The sequence below is a fragment of the Xanthomonas sp. NCPPB 4467 genome (assembly GCF_041475665.2).
Lineage (GTDB): Bacteria > Pseudomonadota > Gammaproteobacteria > Xanthomonadales > Xanthomonadaceae > Xanthomonas > Xanthomonas dyei.
Map to the genome: position 1 here is coordinate 537264 of NZ_CM191260.1, position 17839 is coordinate 555102.

Consider the following 17839-nt stretch of genomic DNA (forward strand, 5'->3'; position numbering starts at 1 on the left):
GGGTTGGCGTTGTTCGAAACCGGCGCCATCGTGGCGCAGCTCGCCCAGCGCCATCCCGGTTTGCTGTCGCACGACGACAATGTCGTTGTCATTGCCTGGATGCTGGATCCGACGTGGGTACGCCAATCGGATCAAAACGTCGGTATATCGACGGTGATTGTCGCTGCAAGCGCGACGGTGTGGACGGGGAGGCGAAGACACGGTCGACGGCAGGCACATTTCATCGCTACACAGAATGCGATATTCCGTTACGGAATAATCATTTCGCAATTGATGCATCGCAGATCTCGGGCTTGATGTCATTTTCGAGTCACTGACGACGATGATGTATGCCGAAAGGCGAACGTGGATGCCTCTGGGTGCATCCAAGCACCTCGCTTGCACGCTGATAAGTTCGCTCCGTCATTGCCCGGATCGTTGATGGGGGCACGTGCGCCAGACCGTGTCTGTCTGCCGCACGTCGGCCGTGGTGTCGCCTCAATCGCGCGTCACACGGCCAACAGCGACTCCGACGCTGCAAGCGAGGTTGGTACCGTCATGCGTCCGTCAAATGATGTGCCGGCTGCCACTGCCGCACGTCAGCAGCCCGCAAGCCCGGGCGGCAGCACGCCGCTCTTCCCACCACAGCGAGGACATGCCGTGACGAAGACCACTTCAACCAGCGCTTCCCAGCCAGTGCAAGTAAACCGCTCAGACGTGGTGATCGAAATGCCGCCGCCGCAGCAGCCCAACCAGACGCAGTCATTCTCAGCGAACCCTGCACTGTCTGGCTTGGTTCGCAGGCCCCCCGGAAGACGCAACACCTCGGAAGGCGGCAATGGGTCTGGCAGCGCCGTCGACACAGACAAGCACTCCGGCCAAAGCCCCCTGCTCCATCACACGGCCGGGTCGATCTTGCATAGCGAAGAGGAGGAAATCGAGATCTTCCACAGCGCCAGAGAGTTCCCGGAACCATCGGAAACACGCCCTGTCTCTCACGAACAAGCCGACCCGCCCGTCGTGGCGTTGCACCCGCCCGCGACGACCATTGCACCTGCGGCAGCAACCGGTGCAACCACAACTGCCGAGCGTCTGGCCGCGCTGGCCGCATCGGTCGGAACCGGAGCGGTGCGTGGCGTGCGCACCGCACTTGGACCGACCGCAGCGGCAGTGGCGTCCGCTGCACGTGGCGTACACCTGATCAATTTCGACAAACAGTACCTGGGCGCTGCGATGGGGCATCTGGTGCATCAGGCGACGTCCGTTGGAACGACCACCTTCGCGCGCGAATTGCTGGGCGAAGGATTGTTCGCCGCCTTCCGTCAACTCCCACCCGAAGCGGTCGTTGCGCTGCAGGCGGTGTCGGGCACGCTGCAGATGGCGCTGCATACGCTGCGAGCCAACCGCGAGAACCGCAATCCAGACGCGGCTGCGCGAGGTTTCCACAATCTCAGTCTGGAACAGTGGAATGCCTTATCCAGCGACGAACAGGCCAACAAGAGAGCTGAGCAAAAGCATTACTCGGAGCTGGTCACCCGTCTGGCATTGGGCGGCATCCTGAGCAACATCGCAGTGGGTGCGGCCGGCAAGTCGGCCGGCCAGCCGGAGATGGCTGCCAGACTGCTGGCCAGCGACGTGAAGATTGCCGCGTATGCCGCAGCGCGCGATACGATCCAGGCAACATTCCGCATGGTGGGAATGCGCGGCCCCACCAACGGTGGCATCAGCGATCCGCATATCACCAGTGCCGGAAGGTTCTACGGCATGGCCAACGTGCTGACCAATCTGACGGCCAACGAACTGTCTTCGCCAGACCTTGCAACCGCACGGCAACGCTGGGCAGGCCTGAATTCGCCTTTCAACAAGGGCCGGGCGACCAATGTGATCGTGCGTCAATCCGCAGTATCGGCAGCATTGAATCTCGCCATGGAAACGCTGGATTGGCTCAATGTGACCCAGCATGAAGCCGATGAGGCCGGCACACAGCAATTCCTGGACCCCGCACTCAAGGGCAAGCGCGAGGACTACGCGCGTGTCATGGACCAGTCGATCACACGCACCGCTGCAATCAACTCCAATATCGCACTCGGCACCGCCATCAATATGATCGGCGCTTGGGTCGGGTTATCGCCTACACGCAGCGCGTTGCTCTCCAATACGGTATCCGGGGTTGCCGCCGGCATGCAGTACAAGACCATCGGTGCGACCTGGCAGGCAGAGGCGGCCGTTCGCGAGGCTGAGGCGCTTCGTTCGCAGGCTGAGTAAGAGAGCGGCCTGCAAACATCGCGGGGGGCGTCACGCAGGTGCGATTGGCGCACTTAGAACCGACGTTTATCGACGTTACATTTCGTCTCAGGACAACAGACGCGCCCGCCTGGCGGCGAACACAGTCGTTTTGTTAGCTGCTCTTGTACGCAGCGATCAAACCGCCGTGCTCGACAACCGGCAGGCGCGGCTTTTGCCCGGTAAGTACAAGCAACGTGGACAGGTAGTGCGGGTCAGCCGGCATCTCTTTGCACTGCAGCGGAGCGATTCCTTCATGCACGCGGTCGGCATTACGCACGACTGCTGGCGAGACGATCCACCACTTCAAGCGCCGTCTATGCGGTGACGCATGCGCACGCACCGATCGCTTCAGCTGCTGCGCATGGTGCAGCCGGCGTTAGCGCAGCGACTACGCGTCCTGCCGAAACGTTTGACAGACCAAGTGCCGCACCCTGCGCGCTGCTGCGGCCGCAGCAGCGTTACTCCGCAACCACGCCGCGCCTGATCAGGATGGAATGGATGGCATGCGCATACTTGTCGCGCTCCATCGGCGTTTCGGAATGATAAGCCCCCACAGCGGCCCAGGTATTTCCGTACTTATTGGTCATCTCGCGCAGCCGCCAGGCCGCCACATACACGCTGACGCACGGCTGCATCAATGCGTCCCTGGAGATGCCGTAACTGGAAAGGCGACGCAGGTGGATCGAATTGATCTGCATTTTTCCGTAGTCGATGGTGCCGTTATTGTTGCGGTGGATCGCGTCGGCACGGCCGCGGGATTCCTGCCACGCAATGGCGCGTAGCACCCACGGATTGACATGCTGATAGCCGGCGGCTTCTTCAAAACAATCTGCGCGTGCGAGCGGTGCGGCGCACAGCAACGCCGCCGCAATCCACAGGCGCCGCCGAGACGAGCCATCACGCCTGGGCTGGAGCCCGTACCACTGCGCATCCGCCGGCATGTTCCTGGAGAGCGCAGCCCAATGCTGTGGGCGCCATATGCTTGTGCCGTGCGCAGACGCACACGTGATCGGCGTATCGGTCTCTGTCATGTCTGTCACCTGATCGTCGTTGATTTCAGCAACGCAGCGGAGTGGATACGCATCCCCGGTTGATCCGACGCTCCGCTCGATCAGGTCACCATAACGGCGCTGTGCACACGCAGGCACATACTGGACGAAGCATCTACCACATAAGCGAAACCATACATGTATCGTTGCAATGCACGGTTTTTTGGCGCGTTCGTGGTTTTTTCTGTTCTCATGTTCGCAAGCAAAGGCGCGCTTTCGCGTCCTGGTAAATGTACTGCGGTCGGCTCTTCTACCTTACTGACGGGGGCGGTGCAGCGTCCCCCTTGTGATATTGCCGTTGCAGCTTTCCGGCAATCCGCGATGTACCCAGTCAACCACATAAGACGGGAATCACCATGGCCTCTATCGGAAATAACCCCACCAACTTCAGTAACTTTCAGACAATGGGCATCGGGCCCCAGCAAACTCAGCAGTCCGGTCAGAGCTCGTCGCCGGCTGCCTCCGAGCAGCAGCTGGATCAGCTGCTCGCCATGTTCATCATGATGATGCTCCAGCAGAGCCAGCAGAGCCAGGGCAGCGATGCCAATCAGGGCTGCGGAGACGAACAACCGCAGAACGACCAGCAGGGCGGCATGAGTTCGTTGACGCAGATGCTGATGCAGATCGTGATGCAGCTGATGCAGAGCCAGGGTGGCGGCGGCATGGGCGGTGGCGGTTCTTTTGGCGACAGCAAGGTTGCCGACAACACGGGTGGCGGCTTCAATCCCAACATGTCGAGCTTCACCGGCCAAGCCTGATGGGCAATGCGTGCAGGTTGCCAGGTACCACGGCAGCCTGCACGCTGCGACAGCGACCGGAGATGGTACGGCCATGCAGGCGATCTTGCTGCCGAGACGCTGGGTCGACTCGCGCTCCAAGTGCAACACTCTTTCACTTCGAACCCGCGTTTCTGTCAAGGCGCTTGCTGACGTAACGTCACTTCAGTCAAGACAGACGAGCTTGCACTTCCAAGTGTCGCGCCAGCATTTGATGTTTGCAGGTGTTTCATTTGAATTCTTGACGCCGCCCAGTGCGGTGCCATTGCGTAACTCCCCACGCACATGACAGCAGCTGCGCTGTCCGGCGATGGATACACTGCGTCCCGCGCGCGGCAGCAGGTGGGTGAGCTTGGGGAAAAGACGATGGCGCGCGCCCGATCCGCGACCGAGCTTGGCGTGTTTGCGATCGCGGTAAGGCGGTCTTGCGCGATGACCTCGTCGCATCTGCTGCGCAATGGGTAAACGTCGCCAGCGGGCCGAATCCTGCACTCCATCACGCATCCGAACCCACGTTTTGTCCAGCTCGCTAATGACACTGCAAGTTCGCCCGCAGTGCGATCGTTGCTAGGCAACTCGGTTGCATCATGTCCGCGTGGCAATGCCTGTCACCATTGGGTGGTTTGGTGGGTGGTGGCGCGGTGGCCGAACAGACCGCACGCAACTTTGTTGCGTCATCGCGGCGGCATCGGCGAGTCAAGCACTTTCCTAGTCGTTTTGACAAGGTCAATCCACTCGCCAGGCGCACCCTTGCGTCTCTCATTACTTCAAGGAGCGTTGCGATCATGCAAATACGTCCAGACAGTCCTTTTTACGATCCTCACTACGGTATAGATCCGGACCACCACGACCGTCGTCCCCCGAGCGAGGACGCCAACGCCGAGGCCGTTCATAACGCGCAGCAGCAGATGAATGGATTTCTTGGCGATCTCCAAGCAGTGTCTGAAAATACGCGGCACGCGCTTGCTGCAGCCAGGTTGGCGCAGCAGCGGCGGGGCACCCAGTCGAGCAATTACCCGCGCAACTCCGAGTATCAATCGAGAGGTGGTGGTGGATTGCCCGGCACGTCACCACATCGCTCGCACGGGCATTTTCATTCCAGCTCGAATGTGCACGCCCCCGCAGCCCCGCAGAACCATCTGGACCGAATGATGGCTAACTTCGACCCGGGCCGCGAACAGGAGCGGCGCCTGCGCATGCGCAACGAGGCTTTCCACGGTCCGCAGACCGGAACCTCGCAGACACGCCCGTATGGCGAACGTCCCTACTCAAACGCAGGCGCCGATGCGGTGGGGGCTTTTATGCAACAGACAAACGACTTTCTCAATCAAATCGGTGCGGCAAGCCACTATCAGCAGAACATGCAAAACGCGCCCGTCTTTCCAGCGCAGACCGGCACACCGCAGATGCGCCCGTATCCGGGCAACGTCCAACATCCAGGCACCGGTAGCAGGTGGCAAGGCTCCGCGCCACGTCATCAAACATGGGACACTGGTGTGCCTTACGCGAACGCAGGCGCCGATGCCGTGGAAAGTTTGAGGCGGCAGACAGCCGAGTTCACCGCTAACTTGGGCGCTGCGCACGACCATCAGCAGCAGATGCTCGACAGGCTCATGCAGCTGCGACGGGACCGCCACGCGAATACACGCAACTAGCCGGTCAACTGCGACTCCAAGTAGGAAACTACTGGCGGCACGCTGGCCGGCCGCGCGCAGTATGTCTGCCGGCGACGGCCTTCTTGGCCCCGACCGGCTGATGCAGAACCGGGGCGGCGCCGGCATGGGCAGTAGGGCTTCGTTCGGCACCGGCTTGGGCGGGGTTTCAATGTCAAGCTGTCGCCCATCACCGCCCAAGCCTGATGCGCAATGCGTACAGGCTGCCGGTCTACGCGGCAGCCTGTACGGTGTCAGCGCATCGGCTGCACGCCGATGCGCTGCTCAGGGCGAGACGATATGCGGGGTCAGCAAGAACAACCGCTGCAGCCGCGAGCCACTTTGCTGGCGATGCTTGAACAGGTTGCCGACCAGTGGAATCTTGGACAACCCGGGCACCTTGTTCAGATCGGTCTGATCGCTGTCGGACGCATAACCGGCGATCAGCAGGCTCTGGCCTTCGTTGACGAACGCCTGGGTGGTGATCTCGCTGGAGGTGATGACGGGAATGCCATCGACGGTATTGGCGCCCAACTGCCCGTCTTCGATCCGCACATCCAGGCGCATCTGCCCGTTGGGCGAACCGGGCACCACACTCGGCAACACGCGGAGCGACACCCCCGCGGACAGGTTGTAGAGGTCTGCGGAGGCATAGCCGCTGACACGTACGAATGCCTGCTGCTTGTGATCCATCACCGCTTCCACATTGTCCAGCGTCGCCACCTGCGGGGTGGAGACGATCTTGGCCTTGTTGGTCTGCTCCAGCGCCGATACGCGCGTCATCAGGTAACGTCCCGCATCACCCAGCACCGCCGTCAGGGTGCCGCCCAACGGAGTGCTGGCGCCTGCCGCCGCCGCACCGCTCAATGCGCCATCGTAGCCAAGCTGACCGCCACGCCCGTCGCCGGTCTGCACATCGACGCGCCGGCTGTGGAAGCGCCAGTCCACGCCAAGATCCTGCATGGCGCCGTCGCGGATCTCGATGATGGTGGCATCGATCTGCAGCAGCTTGGGGCGATTGTCGAGCTGCTGGATCAAGGTGCCATAGGCAGCCATCCGCTCCGGGCGGTCGCGAATGAGAATGGCGTTGGTGCGTGGGTCGGCTTCGATCACCGGTGCGTCGGACGCCAGCTCGCCGCCGCTGCCGGCATCCATCGACAGCGGCGCATCGCGGCGGGCCTGGCTCATTTCCGGCCAGACATTGGCCGGTGCGTTGGCGCCACTGCCCGGCAAGGGCGGGCTGAGCGGCGCCCGGTCGGACGGCGAGCCACCGCCGAACCATGACGCAGGCAAGCCGAGGATGCCGGTATTGCTGGTGCCGCTGCCGCCAGCCTGGCCTTGCGCGGCATTGCCGAAGGTATTGGACGAGCCACCGCCGATCGGCTGCAGCCGCCCGAAATTGGCGCCTGGCCCGGGCAGCGCGGCAGCGGGCGCGCCACGTGCGCCGTACATGCCGCGCAACAGGCTGGCCATGCCGGGGACCTGCACGTCCTGCCCACCGATGCGGGTGCTGTGATCGGCCGCCTGCGCATAATGCAGCTGAAACACCTGCACTTCAGTGGCATCGCGCTGGCGTGCGCCTTGCTCGACCTGCTTGGCGATCGCGGCCACGGTATCCACGTATCCCGGCGGGCCGGACACCACCGCCACGTGCGCGGCCTCGTCGTAACGGACGGGGAAGCGCGGATCGTCCAGCCGCATGCGGGCAAGCGCATCGCGCAGCGCACGCGTCGACGCGGCGCCCAGATTCAAGGTCGCATTCTTGGTTTCGTTGGCGCCCCAGATTCTGAGCACGGCACCGTCGTAATACCAGACGAAGCCGAACGTCGCAGACAAATCGTCGAGAAATTTTTGCGGGCTGGCCTCGAACTTGCCGCTGAGCGTGCCAGTCACTTCCGGCGAAATCCAGGTGGTGATGGATTGGCTGGCGGACAGGTCGCGCAGTACCTCCTTGAGATCCTTGTGGTCGGCGACGTATTTGAAGCTGCGCGAATGCCACGGCACCTGGGTGGCAGCGGCTTGCGGCGGCAACAGCGGCAGCAGGCCGAGCAGCAACGCGGCGACCAGCGGTGCACGTCGATGGCGGTGAACTGGAGGACAGGCGTATGCCATGGCGTTCCCTCTGCGAGGCAAGTGAAAGAAGTCGATAGGCCGGCGCCTGGCACGCAGGCGTCGGCCGGGGGATGCGTGCCGCGTGCAGCCGGGCTGCGGACACGGCGTCGGGCAGCACATCGCAGGCGCGTGCGGTCAGTGTAGGGAGCGCACGGCAGTCGATGTCTCAACAATGATCAATGCGATGCACCTCCTTTGCCGCCGATGTTCGCGGCATCGTGCAACTGCTGCTGGAAATGGAGGAAGCCGAGTGCGTCACCGGATTGCGTAATGAACACGCTGGTTAACAGCGCGAGCAGCAGCAGCGCCAGTACGCCGCGGATCGGTTGACTCAGATTCGAAGGTTCCAGCTTGTCCGCGGCGCGCGCCACAAAGCCGATGGCCAGATCCACCAGCACCAGTACCAGCATCAGCGGCGCGGACAGTTTGACGATTGCGGTCATCATGTCGTCGGTCTGCTGGATGACGAAGGACTCGGCGACCGCGCCCATGTCCGGGGTGAGCTGGCTCAGCGGCCACCAACGAAACGATTCGAACAGCGCACCGAGCAGCATCAGCATGCCGCCCAGCGCGTAGAAGGACACGATCGCCAACTGCATCAATACCGTGGACACCGGCGTGCTCTGCTCGCCGCTCAGCGGGTTGGTCATCTGGACGTTGTTGTAGCCGGACACATCGTCGATCAGCAGGCCCACGCTCTCGGCAACCCAGAACACCGTGGAGGCGGCAAACCCGATCAGCAGGCCGATGAAGGCTTCCTTGAACACCAGCCCCACCAGGCCGGTCGCTTCGATCCTGGCCAGCGCATCGGCCGGTTGTCCGTAGGCGATGAACGAGCTCAGCACATAGATCACGCCATTGCGCGCGATTCCGGGGAGACTGTCCTGCGCCGTGGCCGGCAGCACGAAGAACATCACGAACACGCGCACCCCGCACAGCGCCAGCAAGGCCAGCAGCGAGACGCCCTGGGATGAAAGCGCCAGCAATGCATTTGCGATGTCGCTCATGGCTGCACTCCACGCGCGGCACGATGCAGACGCAGCCCGATCAAGGCTTCGATCGCATCTTCTTCCTCGGCGGTTTCGCGTTGGGCTTGCCAGGCGCGTTGCGCGCTGGCGGCCTTTTCCGCATACACCTGCGCCTGTGCCTGCAGCCTGCTCACCGTCTGTTGCACCGTTGCGACTTCGTCGCGTGCGCTCTGCACTGCCTGCGTCGCTGCGACCAGCGCCTGCTGTGCGGCGCGGCAGCGCTCTTCCAGTACTGCACGGAAGCGCTGATGCTGCAGGATCGCGTCGATGCCGATCGACTCGCCCGCGCCGGCCCTGTCGGTCAGCGTGGCATCGAACGCGGCCAGACGCGTGGTGCAGGCGTTCGCCTCCTGACTGCAACTGGCACGCTCGCGGTCGCACTGTTCCAGCGCACGCCTGCAGTCGTTCAGGCGGTCCTGCATTCGCTCGTGACGGCGCGTCTTCAGCTGCTGCAACGTCGCCCAGGTGCTCGCACGCTCACGCATCGTCGATCACGCCGGCAAGCTGTTCCAGGGTAGTGTCATAGTCGCTGAGCTCATCGGTGGGTTGGCTGAGGAAGTCGCGAATCGCATCGATCCTGGCGATCGCCTCGTCGGCGACCGCGTCGCTGCCCTGGCGGTATTCACCGACCTGCAGCAAGGTTTCCACCTCGTTGTGTTTGGCCAGCAGACGCCGTAGCTGGCCGGCGTACTGGCGTTGCTCGGCAGACACGATCTGGCTCATCACCCGGCTCAGGCTTCCCAGCACATCGATGGCCGGGTACTGGTTTTTGGCGGCGATCTCGCGCGAAAGAATCAGATGGCCATCCAGGATGCCGCGCACTTCTTCGGCGATCGGATCGCTGCCGGTGTCGTCCTCGGCCAGCACGGTGTAGAACGCGGTGATCGAACCCGTCTCGCCCATGCCGGCACGTTCGAGCAGGCGCGGTAGCTCGGCAAACACCGACGGCGGGAAGCCGCGACGTGTAGGGGGCTCGCCGGCGGCCAGGCCGATCTCGCGTTGCGCGCGGGCAAAGCGCGTCAGCGAGTCCATCATCAGCAAAACGCGCATGCCGCGATCGCGAAAATATTCGGCGATGGCGGTACCGACATAGGCGGCCTTGGCACGCTCGATGGAGGAGCGGTCGGAGGTCGCACACACCACCACGCTGCGCGCCAGGCCGTCTTCGCCAAGAATCAGTTCGATGAACTCGCGCACTTCACGTCCGCGCTCGCCGATCAGCACGATCACGTTGACGTCGCACTGCGTACCGCGCGCGAACATCCCCATCAAGGTGCTCTTGCCGACGCCGGCAGCGGCGAAGATGCCCATGCGCTGGCCTTCGCCCAGCGTCATCAGGCCATCGACGATGCGCACACCGGTCGGCATCGGCTGTTCGATCAGGCGTCGGCGCATCGGGTCCGGCGCCTGCGCCTGGATCTGCACCCAGTCCACGCCTGCGACCGGCCCCTGGCCGTCGGCTGGCTCGCCCAGGCCATCGAGCACACGTCCCAGCAGCGCCGGGCCGACCGGCACCGCCAGTGCGCGCCCGGATCCGACCACGCGCGTCTCGCGCGACAACCCGACCAGTTCGCCGAATGGCGCCAGCAAGGCGAGATGGCGGCTGAAGCCCACCACCTCGGCGCGCTGCAACAGCGAGCCATCGCGCTGGCGCAACTCGCACACCTCGCCCAGGCTGACCTGCACCCCGGCGACCTTGAGCATGGTGCCGATCACCTCGACCACCTTGCCGTAGCGACGACCGAAGGCCAGCGCAGCCAATTCGCGCTCGAGCGTTGTTTCCAACATCGGTAGCTCAGTGGTCATCCAACACCGCCTGCGGCGCGGCCAGGACGCGGCGGATCACCCGCTGGATGCTGCGTAGCTGATCGCGCAGATCGGTCTCGAACACGCCGGTATCCCATTCGCACACGCAGGCACCCAAGGCCAGATCCGCGTCGCCGCACAGGTCCACCGGCATGCTCCAGCCTGCGGCGGCCGCGGCCGCATCGAAGGCGCGTCGGGCGTCGTCCACCGCATCCGGATGCACGCTCACCCGCAAGGCCTTGGCCTCGTCCAGGGCGCCGTCCAGCGCCTGTGCGGCGCGCGCGTACAGCGCAGCGGGGTCGTGCCCGTACAGGACCTGTGCGCAGGCGTGCGCGACGATCTCTGCCAGGCGGGCGCGTGCGCGCTGTGCGGCGTCCTCTGCTGCGAAGGCATGCCGCAGGCCGCGTTCGTTCCACGCGTCGAGCTGACGGCGCAGCCCGGCGGCATAGCCCAAGCGTGCGCTGCGCTCGGCTTTCTCCTGGGCGTCCTGGAGGATCGCCTCGGCCTGCTGTTGGGCATCGTTGATCAGCGCCTGCGCCTGCGTCCGGGCGTCGCCCAGTGTCTGTGCGCAACGCGCGTGCACCTGCGCAGCCGCCGCGTCCAGCTCAAGCACGCAGGCCAGTGCTTCGCGGGGGATGACGTCGCAGTCCAGGCCCACCGCCTCCGGTGTAGACCTCAGCCATAGACGCATGGCAGCTCCGGCAACAAGGTGGGAAGCGCCTGCAGGAACGCAGCGCTCGCGCCATCTGCAGCGATGGGCGCCACGTGCGCCGCGTCCAACGGCAAGGACAGCGCCATCACGTTGGCGATGCAGGGGTCGGGCCACACACCATCTGCCTGCATGCGCCGCCAGCCATCGCCGACCCATGCCGCCTGGTCGGCGTCGCGGGGCAACAGCGGCGCTGTCGTGCCGGTGCCTGCGCGATGGCGCACAGCGTCAAGCACCGCTGGGCCTACCCGCTGCTCGAACCAGATCAGGCGCTCGCGCTCGATGCAGCGGCGCAGCGCCACCGCGCGCGAAAACAACGCGCGGCTCATCAGCACCTTGGCGAGCAGATCGGGCGCGAGTGCGACCAGCCGATTGGCCAGCGGATCCAGCGCACAGAGCTGCATGCGCGAGCATCCCGACCAAGCCTGGATCACGCGCACACGACGCTGCGCAGGTGCGCCTGCCCAGCCGGCCGCAGCGACCGGACCCAGCCAGTGGGCCACCCGGTCCGCATCCAGCGATTGCGCCAGGGCGGACATGGCCGCTGTCCATCGTTGCAGCCACAGTGCCGCGTTGTCGATGCGTGCGTGGTCCATAGGCCGCCCTCACCCAGCGTGTTTTCTGGATAACTCGCGCAGGCGCTGCCAGCCACCCCAGCGGCGGGCATTGGCGTTCGGCCACCAGTACAGCGCTGCCGCACCGAGCGCTACGCACAAGGCCAGCGCGCATCCGGCCAGCCATGGCCACGCCCGGGCATGCGGAGGCGCCAAGTCCGAGAGCTGGGTATCGCTGTCCGCCCCACCTGGCACCAGCGTGACGCTGACGTTTTCGTAGGTCAGCCCTTCTACGCTGTGCATCACCAGCGTCTTGATGCTGGGCACCAGGCTGGTCAGATCGCTACCGATGCGAAACTTGATGAATACCGCAGCGCTGGAGGGTTTGACCGAGGCGGCCAGCGGGTCGTTGTTGGGAAGCACGATCTCCACATCGGCGGCGATCACGCCATCGATATTCGACAAGGTCTGCGACAACTGCTGCGACACCCCGTAGATGAAACGCACGCGTTCTTCGGTGGGTGTGGAGATCAAGCCGTCCTTCTTGAACATCTCGCCGAGATTGGCATGCCGCTCGTGCGGCATGCCATGCGCGCGCAGCACTTGCAACGAATACGACACCTGATCGTGCGGCGCGTTGATCGCCCAGGTCTTGCCGTTATCGGGCGTGACCTTGTCCGCATCCACACCGGCGGTGAGCAGCACGGCGAGCATTTCGTTGGCGTCGTTCTCGGTCAGCCCGGAATAGAGCTGCTGGTCGCAGCCAGACAGCAGCAGTGCAAGCAGCAACACCACCAGATATCTGAGCTTTCGCATGCTATTGGTTCTTGAACAGTGTCTGCACGGCGTTCTTGCCCGATTGCGCCACGCCGACGCTGACATTGAGGTTGAAGCCGACCATCGTCAGCTCGTGCATCAGCTTCATTTGTTGCGACGCCATTTCCTGCAGACCCATGGTCGGCGCCTGCATGCTGAAGGCATCAATATGCTCGGTGATGGTTCGCACGCCATCGTTCTGCACGTCGACCATCCGGCTCATCATGCTCGGCTCTCCCACGCGCTGCATGGCTGGCGGCAGCGGGCTGGAGGACTGCATCAACGCCTGGAAGCGGTTGACGAGTGCCTGGCTCGGTGCCGCCGTCGGCGATACCGCGGGCGTGGATAGGCCGGTACTGGCAGTGATCGGTGCAACAGGAGGAATGAGCGTCATGACATGTTCCTCAGGCGGGGCAACAGCTGGGTCAGGCGCGCAGATACTGCGCGTTGGGAACTTCCATTGGCGCGGCGGATTCGGTCGTCGATTCCGATTGCGTGGGTGCCGGGGTGTAGCGCCCTGACAGCGCCTTGACCAGGCCAACGGCGTCGGCATCGGCGTCCTCTTCGATCAGACCGTCTGCAATGCCATGCCATGACGGGTCGCCCACCGCAAACAGGCAGCACGCATACAAGGCCTTGCACAACGGCTTGGAGCCGGCATCGGCCTCAAGCTCACGCAGCAGGCGCGCACCCTCCATATAACTACCGCGCTTGATCGCAATCCAGGCATCGAAGGTATCCAGCGCCTTCAGCTCCGGCCGCAACACCCGCACTGCGGCCAGCACCGCTGTGGCCTCTTCGAGTTTTTCGTGGGTCAGCCCCACCGTGATCAGTTCGATCAGCCCACTCACGACCGGACCGGGACATTCAATCTTTTCCATACCGCACCTCGTCATTCAATGGCTGTGGACAGCATGCGTGGGTAACGCTACGCGTGCGTGCCGATCAAAACTTTTCAGAAGCGAACATCGGAATGCCATCGCGAACAAACACACTCGGCTTCGTGCACCCATGCACACGTTCGCCTTGGAAGCGGATCGGCTGGCGACGCCTCAACCAGAATTGGCCTGCAGCACCAGCGGCCGGAGATCGCCATGTCGGATGAGAAGACCGAGAAGCCGACCGAAAAGAAACTGAAGGATGCGCGCAGGGATGGGGAAATCCCGATCAGCCCGGACGTCACTGCCGCCGCAGTGCTGTTGGCCGCGCTGTTGGTGATCAAACTGGCAGGCAGCTATTTCGTGGAACACATGCAGGCATTGATGTCGATCGGTTTCGATTTCAACGCCAATACGCGCGATGCAACGGCCATGCACCGGGCGCTCGGTCGCATCGGCATCCAGGCTGTGTTGCTGACGCTGCCTTTCCTGGTGGCGTGCCTGGCCGCCGGATTGCTCGGCACCTTTCTGCAGACGGGTATGAATGCCTCGCTCAAACCGGTGGCGCCCAAGTTCGATTCGCTCAATCCTGTGAACGGCGTCAAGAAACTCTTTTCGTTACGAAGTCTCATCAACCTGCTCAAGCTCGGCGTCAAGGCCCTTTTGATCGGTGTGGTGCTGTGGTACGGCTTGCGTGCACTGATGCCGGCGATCATCGGGCTCGCCTACCAGCCGACGCCTGACATCGCCCAGATCGGCTGGCGGGCGCTGGGCATTTTGTGCGCCTTGGCGGTACTGGTGTTCATGCTGATCGGTGCAGCGGACTGGAGCGTGCAGCACTGGCTGTTCATTCGCGACAAACGCCAGAGCAAGGATGAGCAGAAGCGCGAACACAAGGAAAGCGAAGGCGATCCGGAATTGAAGGGAAAGCGCAAGGAAATCGCCAAGGAACTGGTTTTCGGCGACCCGCGCGAGCGCGTCGCCAAGGCCAAGGTACTGGTGGTCAACCCGACCCATTACGCCGTCGCGCTGGCCTACGAAGCGGACGGTTTCGGTCTGCCGCAAGTGGTTGCCAAGGGCGTGGACGATGGTGCGCTGGAACTGCGTGCCTACGCGCACAACCAGGGCATTCCGATCGTGGCCAATCCGCCGTTGGCGCGTGCGCTGCACGCGGTCGAACTGGGCGACGCGGTGCCCGAATCGCTGTTCGAAACGGTGGCAGTGGTGCTGCGCTGGGTCGACGAGCTGGGCCGCGACAACGATGACGGCAGCGGTCCGCTGCCATGCTAGGAGATCGCATGCGCCTGACACGGTATTTCGCGTACACCGGTGAAGTGGCGATCGCCGCCTTGGTGGTGGCGGTGATCGGCTTGATGATCCTGCCGCTGCCCACCCCGCTCATCGACACGCTGCTGGGCATCAACATCACCCTGAGCGTGGTGTTGCTGATGGTCACGATGTATGTGCCCGACTCGATCTCGCTGTCGTCGTTTCCCTCGTTGCTGCTGTTCACCACGCTGCTGCGGCTGTCGTTGAACATCGCCTCGACAAAATCGATCCTGCTGCATGCCGAGGCGGGCCACATCATCGAGAGCTTCGGCGAGCTGGTGGTCGGCGGCAACCTGGTGGTGGGCCTGGTGGTGTTCCTGATCATCACCACGGTGCAGTTCATCGTGATCGCCAAGGGCTCCGAGCGCGTTGCCGAAGTTGGCGCGCGTTTCACGCTGGATGCGATGCCCGGCAAGCAGATGAGCATCGATGCCGACCTGCGCGGCGGCAATCTGAGCGCAGACGAAGCACGCAGCAAACGCGCGCGGCTGGCCATCGAGAGTCAACTGCACGGCGGCATGGATGGCGCCATGAAGTTCGTCAAGGGCGACGCCATCGCCGGCCTGGTGATCACCATGGTGAACATCCTGGCCGGCATCGTGGTGGGCGTGACCTACCACGGCATGAGCGCAGGCGAGGCGGCAAACCGCTTTGCGATCCTGTCGGTCGGCGATGCGATGGTGTCGCAGATCGCCTCGCTGCTGATCTCGGTGGCGGCCGGCGTCATGATCACCCGCGTCGCCAACGAGAACGAGACCAAGATCAGTTCGCTGGGGCTCGACATCGGCCGTCAGCTCACCAGCAACGCGCGCGCCTTGATGGCGGCCAGCGTGTTGCTGGCCTGTTTTGCGTTTGTCCCGGGATTCCCGGCGGTGCTGTTCCTGCTGCTGTCGGCTGCGGTGGGCGCCGGCGGCTATACGATCTGGCGCAAGCAACGCGACGTCAGCGGCACCGACCGGCCCAAGCTGCCATCGACCAGCCGCAAGGGCGCCAAGGGCGATGCACCGCACATCCGCAAGAGCGCGCCGGATTTCGCCTCGCCGTTGTCGATGCGCCTGTCGCCGCAACTGGCTGCGCGGCTGGACCCGGCGCTGCTGGATCAGGCGATCGAGAGCGAGCGCCGGCAGCTGGTGGAACTGCTGGGCCTGCCGTTTCCGGGCATTGCGATCTGGCAGAGCGAATCCCTGCAGGACCTGCAGTACGAAGTCTTGATCCACGACGTGCCGGAAACCCGCAGCGCGTTGAGCGACACCGCGGACCTGCAGAAAGCGCTGGCCCAGCAGGCCATCGCGCCGCTGCACGCACGTGCGCACCTATTCGTCGGCATCCAGGAGACTCAGTGGATGCTGGAACAGGTGAGCGCGGACTATCCCGGGCTGGTTGCAGAGGTCAACAAGGCCATGCCCGCCCAGCGCATCGCCGACGTATTGCGACGGCTGCTGGAAGAGCGCATCCCGGTGCGCAACATCAAGAGCATCCTGGAGAGCCTGGTGGTGTGGGGACCGAAGGAGAAGGATCTGCTGATGTTGACCGAATACGTGCGCTGCGATCTTGGCCGCTATCTGGCGCACACCGCGACCGCAGGCACCGGGCAGCTGCCTGCGGTGATGCTCGACCACGCGGTGGAACAGTTGATCCGGCAGTCGATTCGCGCCACTCCGGCAGGCAATTTTCTGGCCCTGCCACCGGAGCAGGCCAATCAGCTGGTCGAGCAGGTGGAACGCATCGTCGAAGATCAGGCGCGGCATCCATTGGCAGTGGTCGCATCGATGGATGTGCGGCGTTATGTCCGTCGCATGATCGAGGCCCGGCTGAACTGGCTGGAGGTCTATTCGTTCCAGGAACTGGGCGCAGACGTGCAGCTGCAGCCGATCGGTAGAGTGGTGGCCTGATGATGCGCAAGCCACCGGTCCGCCACGTGCGTATCCTGCCGATCGCCGGTGTACCGCTGCAGCCGCATGCAGCGCCCACACCGGTGCGTACGGCGCAGCGTGTCAGCTTTGTACAACTGCGCCGACGCCTGAGCAGCGTGCTGCCCGGATTGCCGGACATGGTCTCGCCGGAGGATGGCGACGACGATCTGCCGATGCCCGAAGCGGAGGATGCCGCAAGCGACAGGCCAGACCCCGCGCCGCTGCCAAGCGCACAACTCCGCCCGGATGACGGCAATCGTCGACAGATCGCTCGAGGTGATGACAGCGATGCATTGGGCCGGCAGATCGCCACCGAGTGGATCCGCACCCAACGCGCGCAGATGGCCATCCATCACATCGCGCTGCGGGTGGCCGAGTTTTGCAATGCCACGCCGGTGCGCGGGGCAGGGATCTGGGAGGCGTGGCTGGAGATCAATCACGACATTCTGCCGCAGACCACCTTGTTCTTGCGGCTTTCGCCAGACCAGCTATCGCTTCGCTTTGACAGCGGCTCGCCCGAGACGCGCGAGGTACTTTGCAATGGAAGAAAACGCTTGGATACCGCATTGAAGACTGCGCTTAGCGACACGCTCCAGATCAGCATCGAGGTCGTTTAGCGCCGCCCACGCCGCACAAATGCCACGCCTGTGCGCGGCTCAGGGAGCTGGGAAGCATCTCTGGAGTCAATTGCGCCATCCTGCCGTAGACAACGTTGTCCTTGCGGCTTTCGCCAGACCAGCTATCGCTTCGCTTTGACAGCGGCTCGCCCGAGACGCGCGAGGTACTTTGCAATGGAAGAAAACGCTTGGATACCGCATTGAAAACTGCGCTTAGCGACACGCTCCAGATCAGCATCGAGGTCGTTTAGCGCCCCACAGGCGGTAGAACAGCCATATCGAGGTAACCCGCTTTGTCAACCGAGCCGAGCCCTACGCCAACGGCACGCGACTTG

Annotated in this window: 17 protein-coding genes and 1 pseudogene; 8 read left to right on the forward strand and 10 right to left on the reverse strand. The window is 63.7% G+C overall.

From position 1 onward, the window contains the following. The first annotated feature begins 3 nt into the window (after positions 1-3). The gene (locus ACCQ06_RS02270; protein ID WP_228322879.1) at positions 4-297 is read left to right on the forward strand and encodes a hypothetical protein; all 294 of its coding nucleotides are present in this window, start codon (positions 4-6) and stop codon (positions 295-297) included. 342 nt (positions 298-639) lie between these two features. Then, on the forward strand, positions 640-2244 hold the full coding sequence (locus ACCQ06_RS02275) for a hypothetical protein (protein WP_372364943.1): 1605 nt from the start codon (positions 640-642) through the stop codon (positions 2242-2244). 479 nt (positions 2245-2723) lie between these two features. Here ACCQ06_RS02275 and ACCQ06_RS02280 read toward each other — a convergent pair whose 3' ends face one another. Continuing rightward, on the reverse strand, positions 2724-3206 hold the full coding sequence (locus tag ACCQ06_RS02280) for a lytic transglycosylase domain-containing protein (protein ID WP_228322999.1): 483 nt from the start codon (positions 3204-3206) through the stop codon (positions 2724-2726). 464 nt (positions 3207-3670) lie between these two features. Here ACCQ06_RS02280 and xopA point away from each other — a divergent pair, with 464 nt between their 5' ends. Both xopA and ACCQ06_RS02290 read left to right on the forward strand, forming a co-directional pair. Further along, positions 3671-4072: a XopA/Hpa1 family type III secretion system protein gene (gene xopA, locus ACCQ06_RS02285; protein WP_228322881.1), complete on the forward strand. Its 402-nt coding sequence runs from the start codon at positions 3671-3673 to the stop codon at positions 4070-4072. 605 nt (positions 4073-4677) lie between these two features. Continuing rightward, positions 4678-5745 (forward strand): hypothetical protein, encoded by a 1068-nt coding sequence (locus tag ACCQ06_RS02290; protein ID WP_316690012.1) that lies wholly within the window; start codon positions 4678-4680, stop codon positions 5743-5745. 282 nt (positions 5746-6027) lie between these two features. Here the strand turns inward: ACCQ06_RS02290 and sctC are convergent, their stop codons facing one another. The 9 genes from sctC to ACCQ06_RS02335 form a co-directional block, all read right to left on the reverse strand. Further along, complete coding sequence (gene sctC, locus ACCQ06_RS02295; protein WP_228322883.1) at positions 6028-7854, reverse strand: type III secretion system outer membrane ring subunit SctC; 1827 nt, start codon at positions 7852-7854, stop codon at positions 6028-6030. A 176-nt stretch (positions 7855-8030) separates the two neighbouring features. Beyond that, positions 8031-8861 (reverse strand): type III secretion system export apparatus subunit SctT, encoded by an 831-nt coding sequence (gene sctT, locus ACCQ06_RS02300; protein WP_316690013.1) that lies wholly within the window; start codon positions 8859-8861, stop codon positions 8031-8033. Continuing rightward, positions 8858-9367, reverse strand: a complete 510-nt coding sequence (locus ACCQ06_RS02305) for a type III secretion protein HrpB7 (RefSeq protein ID WP_316690014.1) — start codon at positions 9365-9367, stop codon at positions 8858-8860. The genes sctT and ACCQ06_RS02305 overlap by 4 nt, the downstream gene beginning before the upstream one ends. Continuing rightward, on the reverse strand, positions 9360-10688 hold the full coding sequence (gene sctN / locus ACCQ06_RS02310; protein WP_104614288.1) for a type III secretion system ATPase SctN: 1329 nt from the start codon (positions 10686-10688) through the stop codon (positions 9360-9362). The genes ACCQ06_RS02305 and sctN overlap by 8 nt, the downstream gene beginning before the upstream one ends. Continuing rightward, complete coding sequence (gene sctL, locus ACCQ06_RS02315) at positions 10678-11379, reverse strand: type III secretion system stator protein SctL (RefSeq protein ID WP_104614289.1); 702 nt, start codon at positions 11377-11379, stop codon at positions 10678-10680. Before sctL ends, sctN begins: the two co-directional genes overlap by 11 nt. Then, positions 11364-11993, reverse strand: coding sequence for a type III secretion protein HrpB4 (locus ACCQ06_RS02320; protein ID WP_316690016.1), 630 nt, complete (start codon positions 11991-11993; stop codon positions 11364-11366). Before ACCQ06_RS02320 ends, sctL begins: the two co-directional genes overlap by 16 nt. 9 nt (positions 11994-12002) lie before the next feature. Then, positions 12003-12767 (reverse strand): type III secretion system inner membrane ring lipoprotein SctJ, encoded by a 765-nt coding sequence (sctJ, locus tag ACCQ06_RS02325; protein WP_316690017.1) that lies wholly within the window; start codon positions 12765-12767, stop codon positions 12003-12005. A 1-nt stretch (position 12768) separates the two neighbouring features. Beyond that, positions 12769-13161 carry a type III secretion protein HrpB2 gene (locus ACCQ06_RS02330; protein WP_104614292.1) on the reverse strand — a complete coding sequence of 131 codons (393 nt, stop codon included), beginning with the start codon at positions 13159-13161 and terminating at the stop codon, positions 12769-12771. 31 nt (positions 13162-13192) lie between these two features. Beyond that, entirely contained in the window at positions 13193-13648 is a 456-nt protein-coding gene (locus tag ACCQ06_RS02335; protein WP_104614293.1) for an HrpB1 family type III secretion system apparatus protein, read from the reverse strand. A 213-nt stretch (positions 13649-13861) separates the two neighbouring features. Between ACCQ06_RS02335 and sctU the strand changes: the two genes are divergently transcribed. The 4 genes and pseudogenes from sctU to sctP (ACCQ06_RS02355) all read left to right on the forward strand — a co-directional run. Then, complete coding sequence (gene sctU, locus ACCQ06_RS02340; RefSeq protein ID WP_104614294.1) at positions 13862-14935, forward strand: type III secretion system export apparatus subunit SctU; 1074 nt, start codon at positions 13862-13864, stop codon at positions 14933-14935. Positions 14936-14943: 8 nt separating this feature from the next. Next, on the forward strand, positions 14944-16866 hold the full coding sequence (locus ACCQ06_RS02345) for an FHIPEP family type III secretion protein (protein WP_316690018.1): 1923 nt from the start codon (positions 14944-14946) through the stop codon (positions 16864-16866). Positions 16867-16868: 2 nt separating this feature from the next. Further along, positions 16869-17504 (forward strand): type III secretion system protein SctP, encoded by a 636-nt coding sequence (gene sctP / locus ACCQ06_RS02350; RefSeq protein WP_170068472.1) that lies wholly within the window; start codon positions 16869-16871, stop codon positions 17502-17504. Between the two features lie 18 nt (positions 17505-17522). Further along, positions 17523-17755: pseudogene (gene sctP / locus ACCQ06_RS02355) on the forward strand (type III secretion system protein SctP); the annotation flags it as partial. Between the last annotated feature and the right edge of the window lie 84 nt (positions 17756-17839).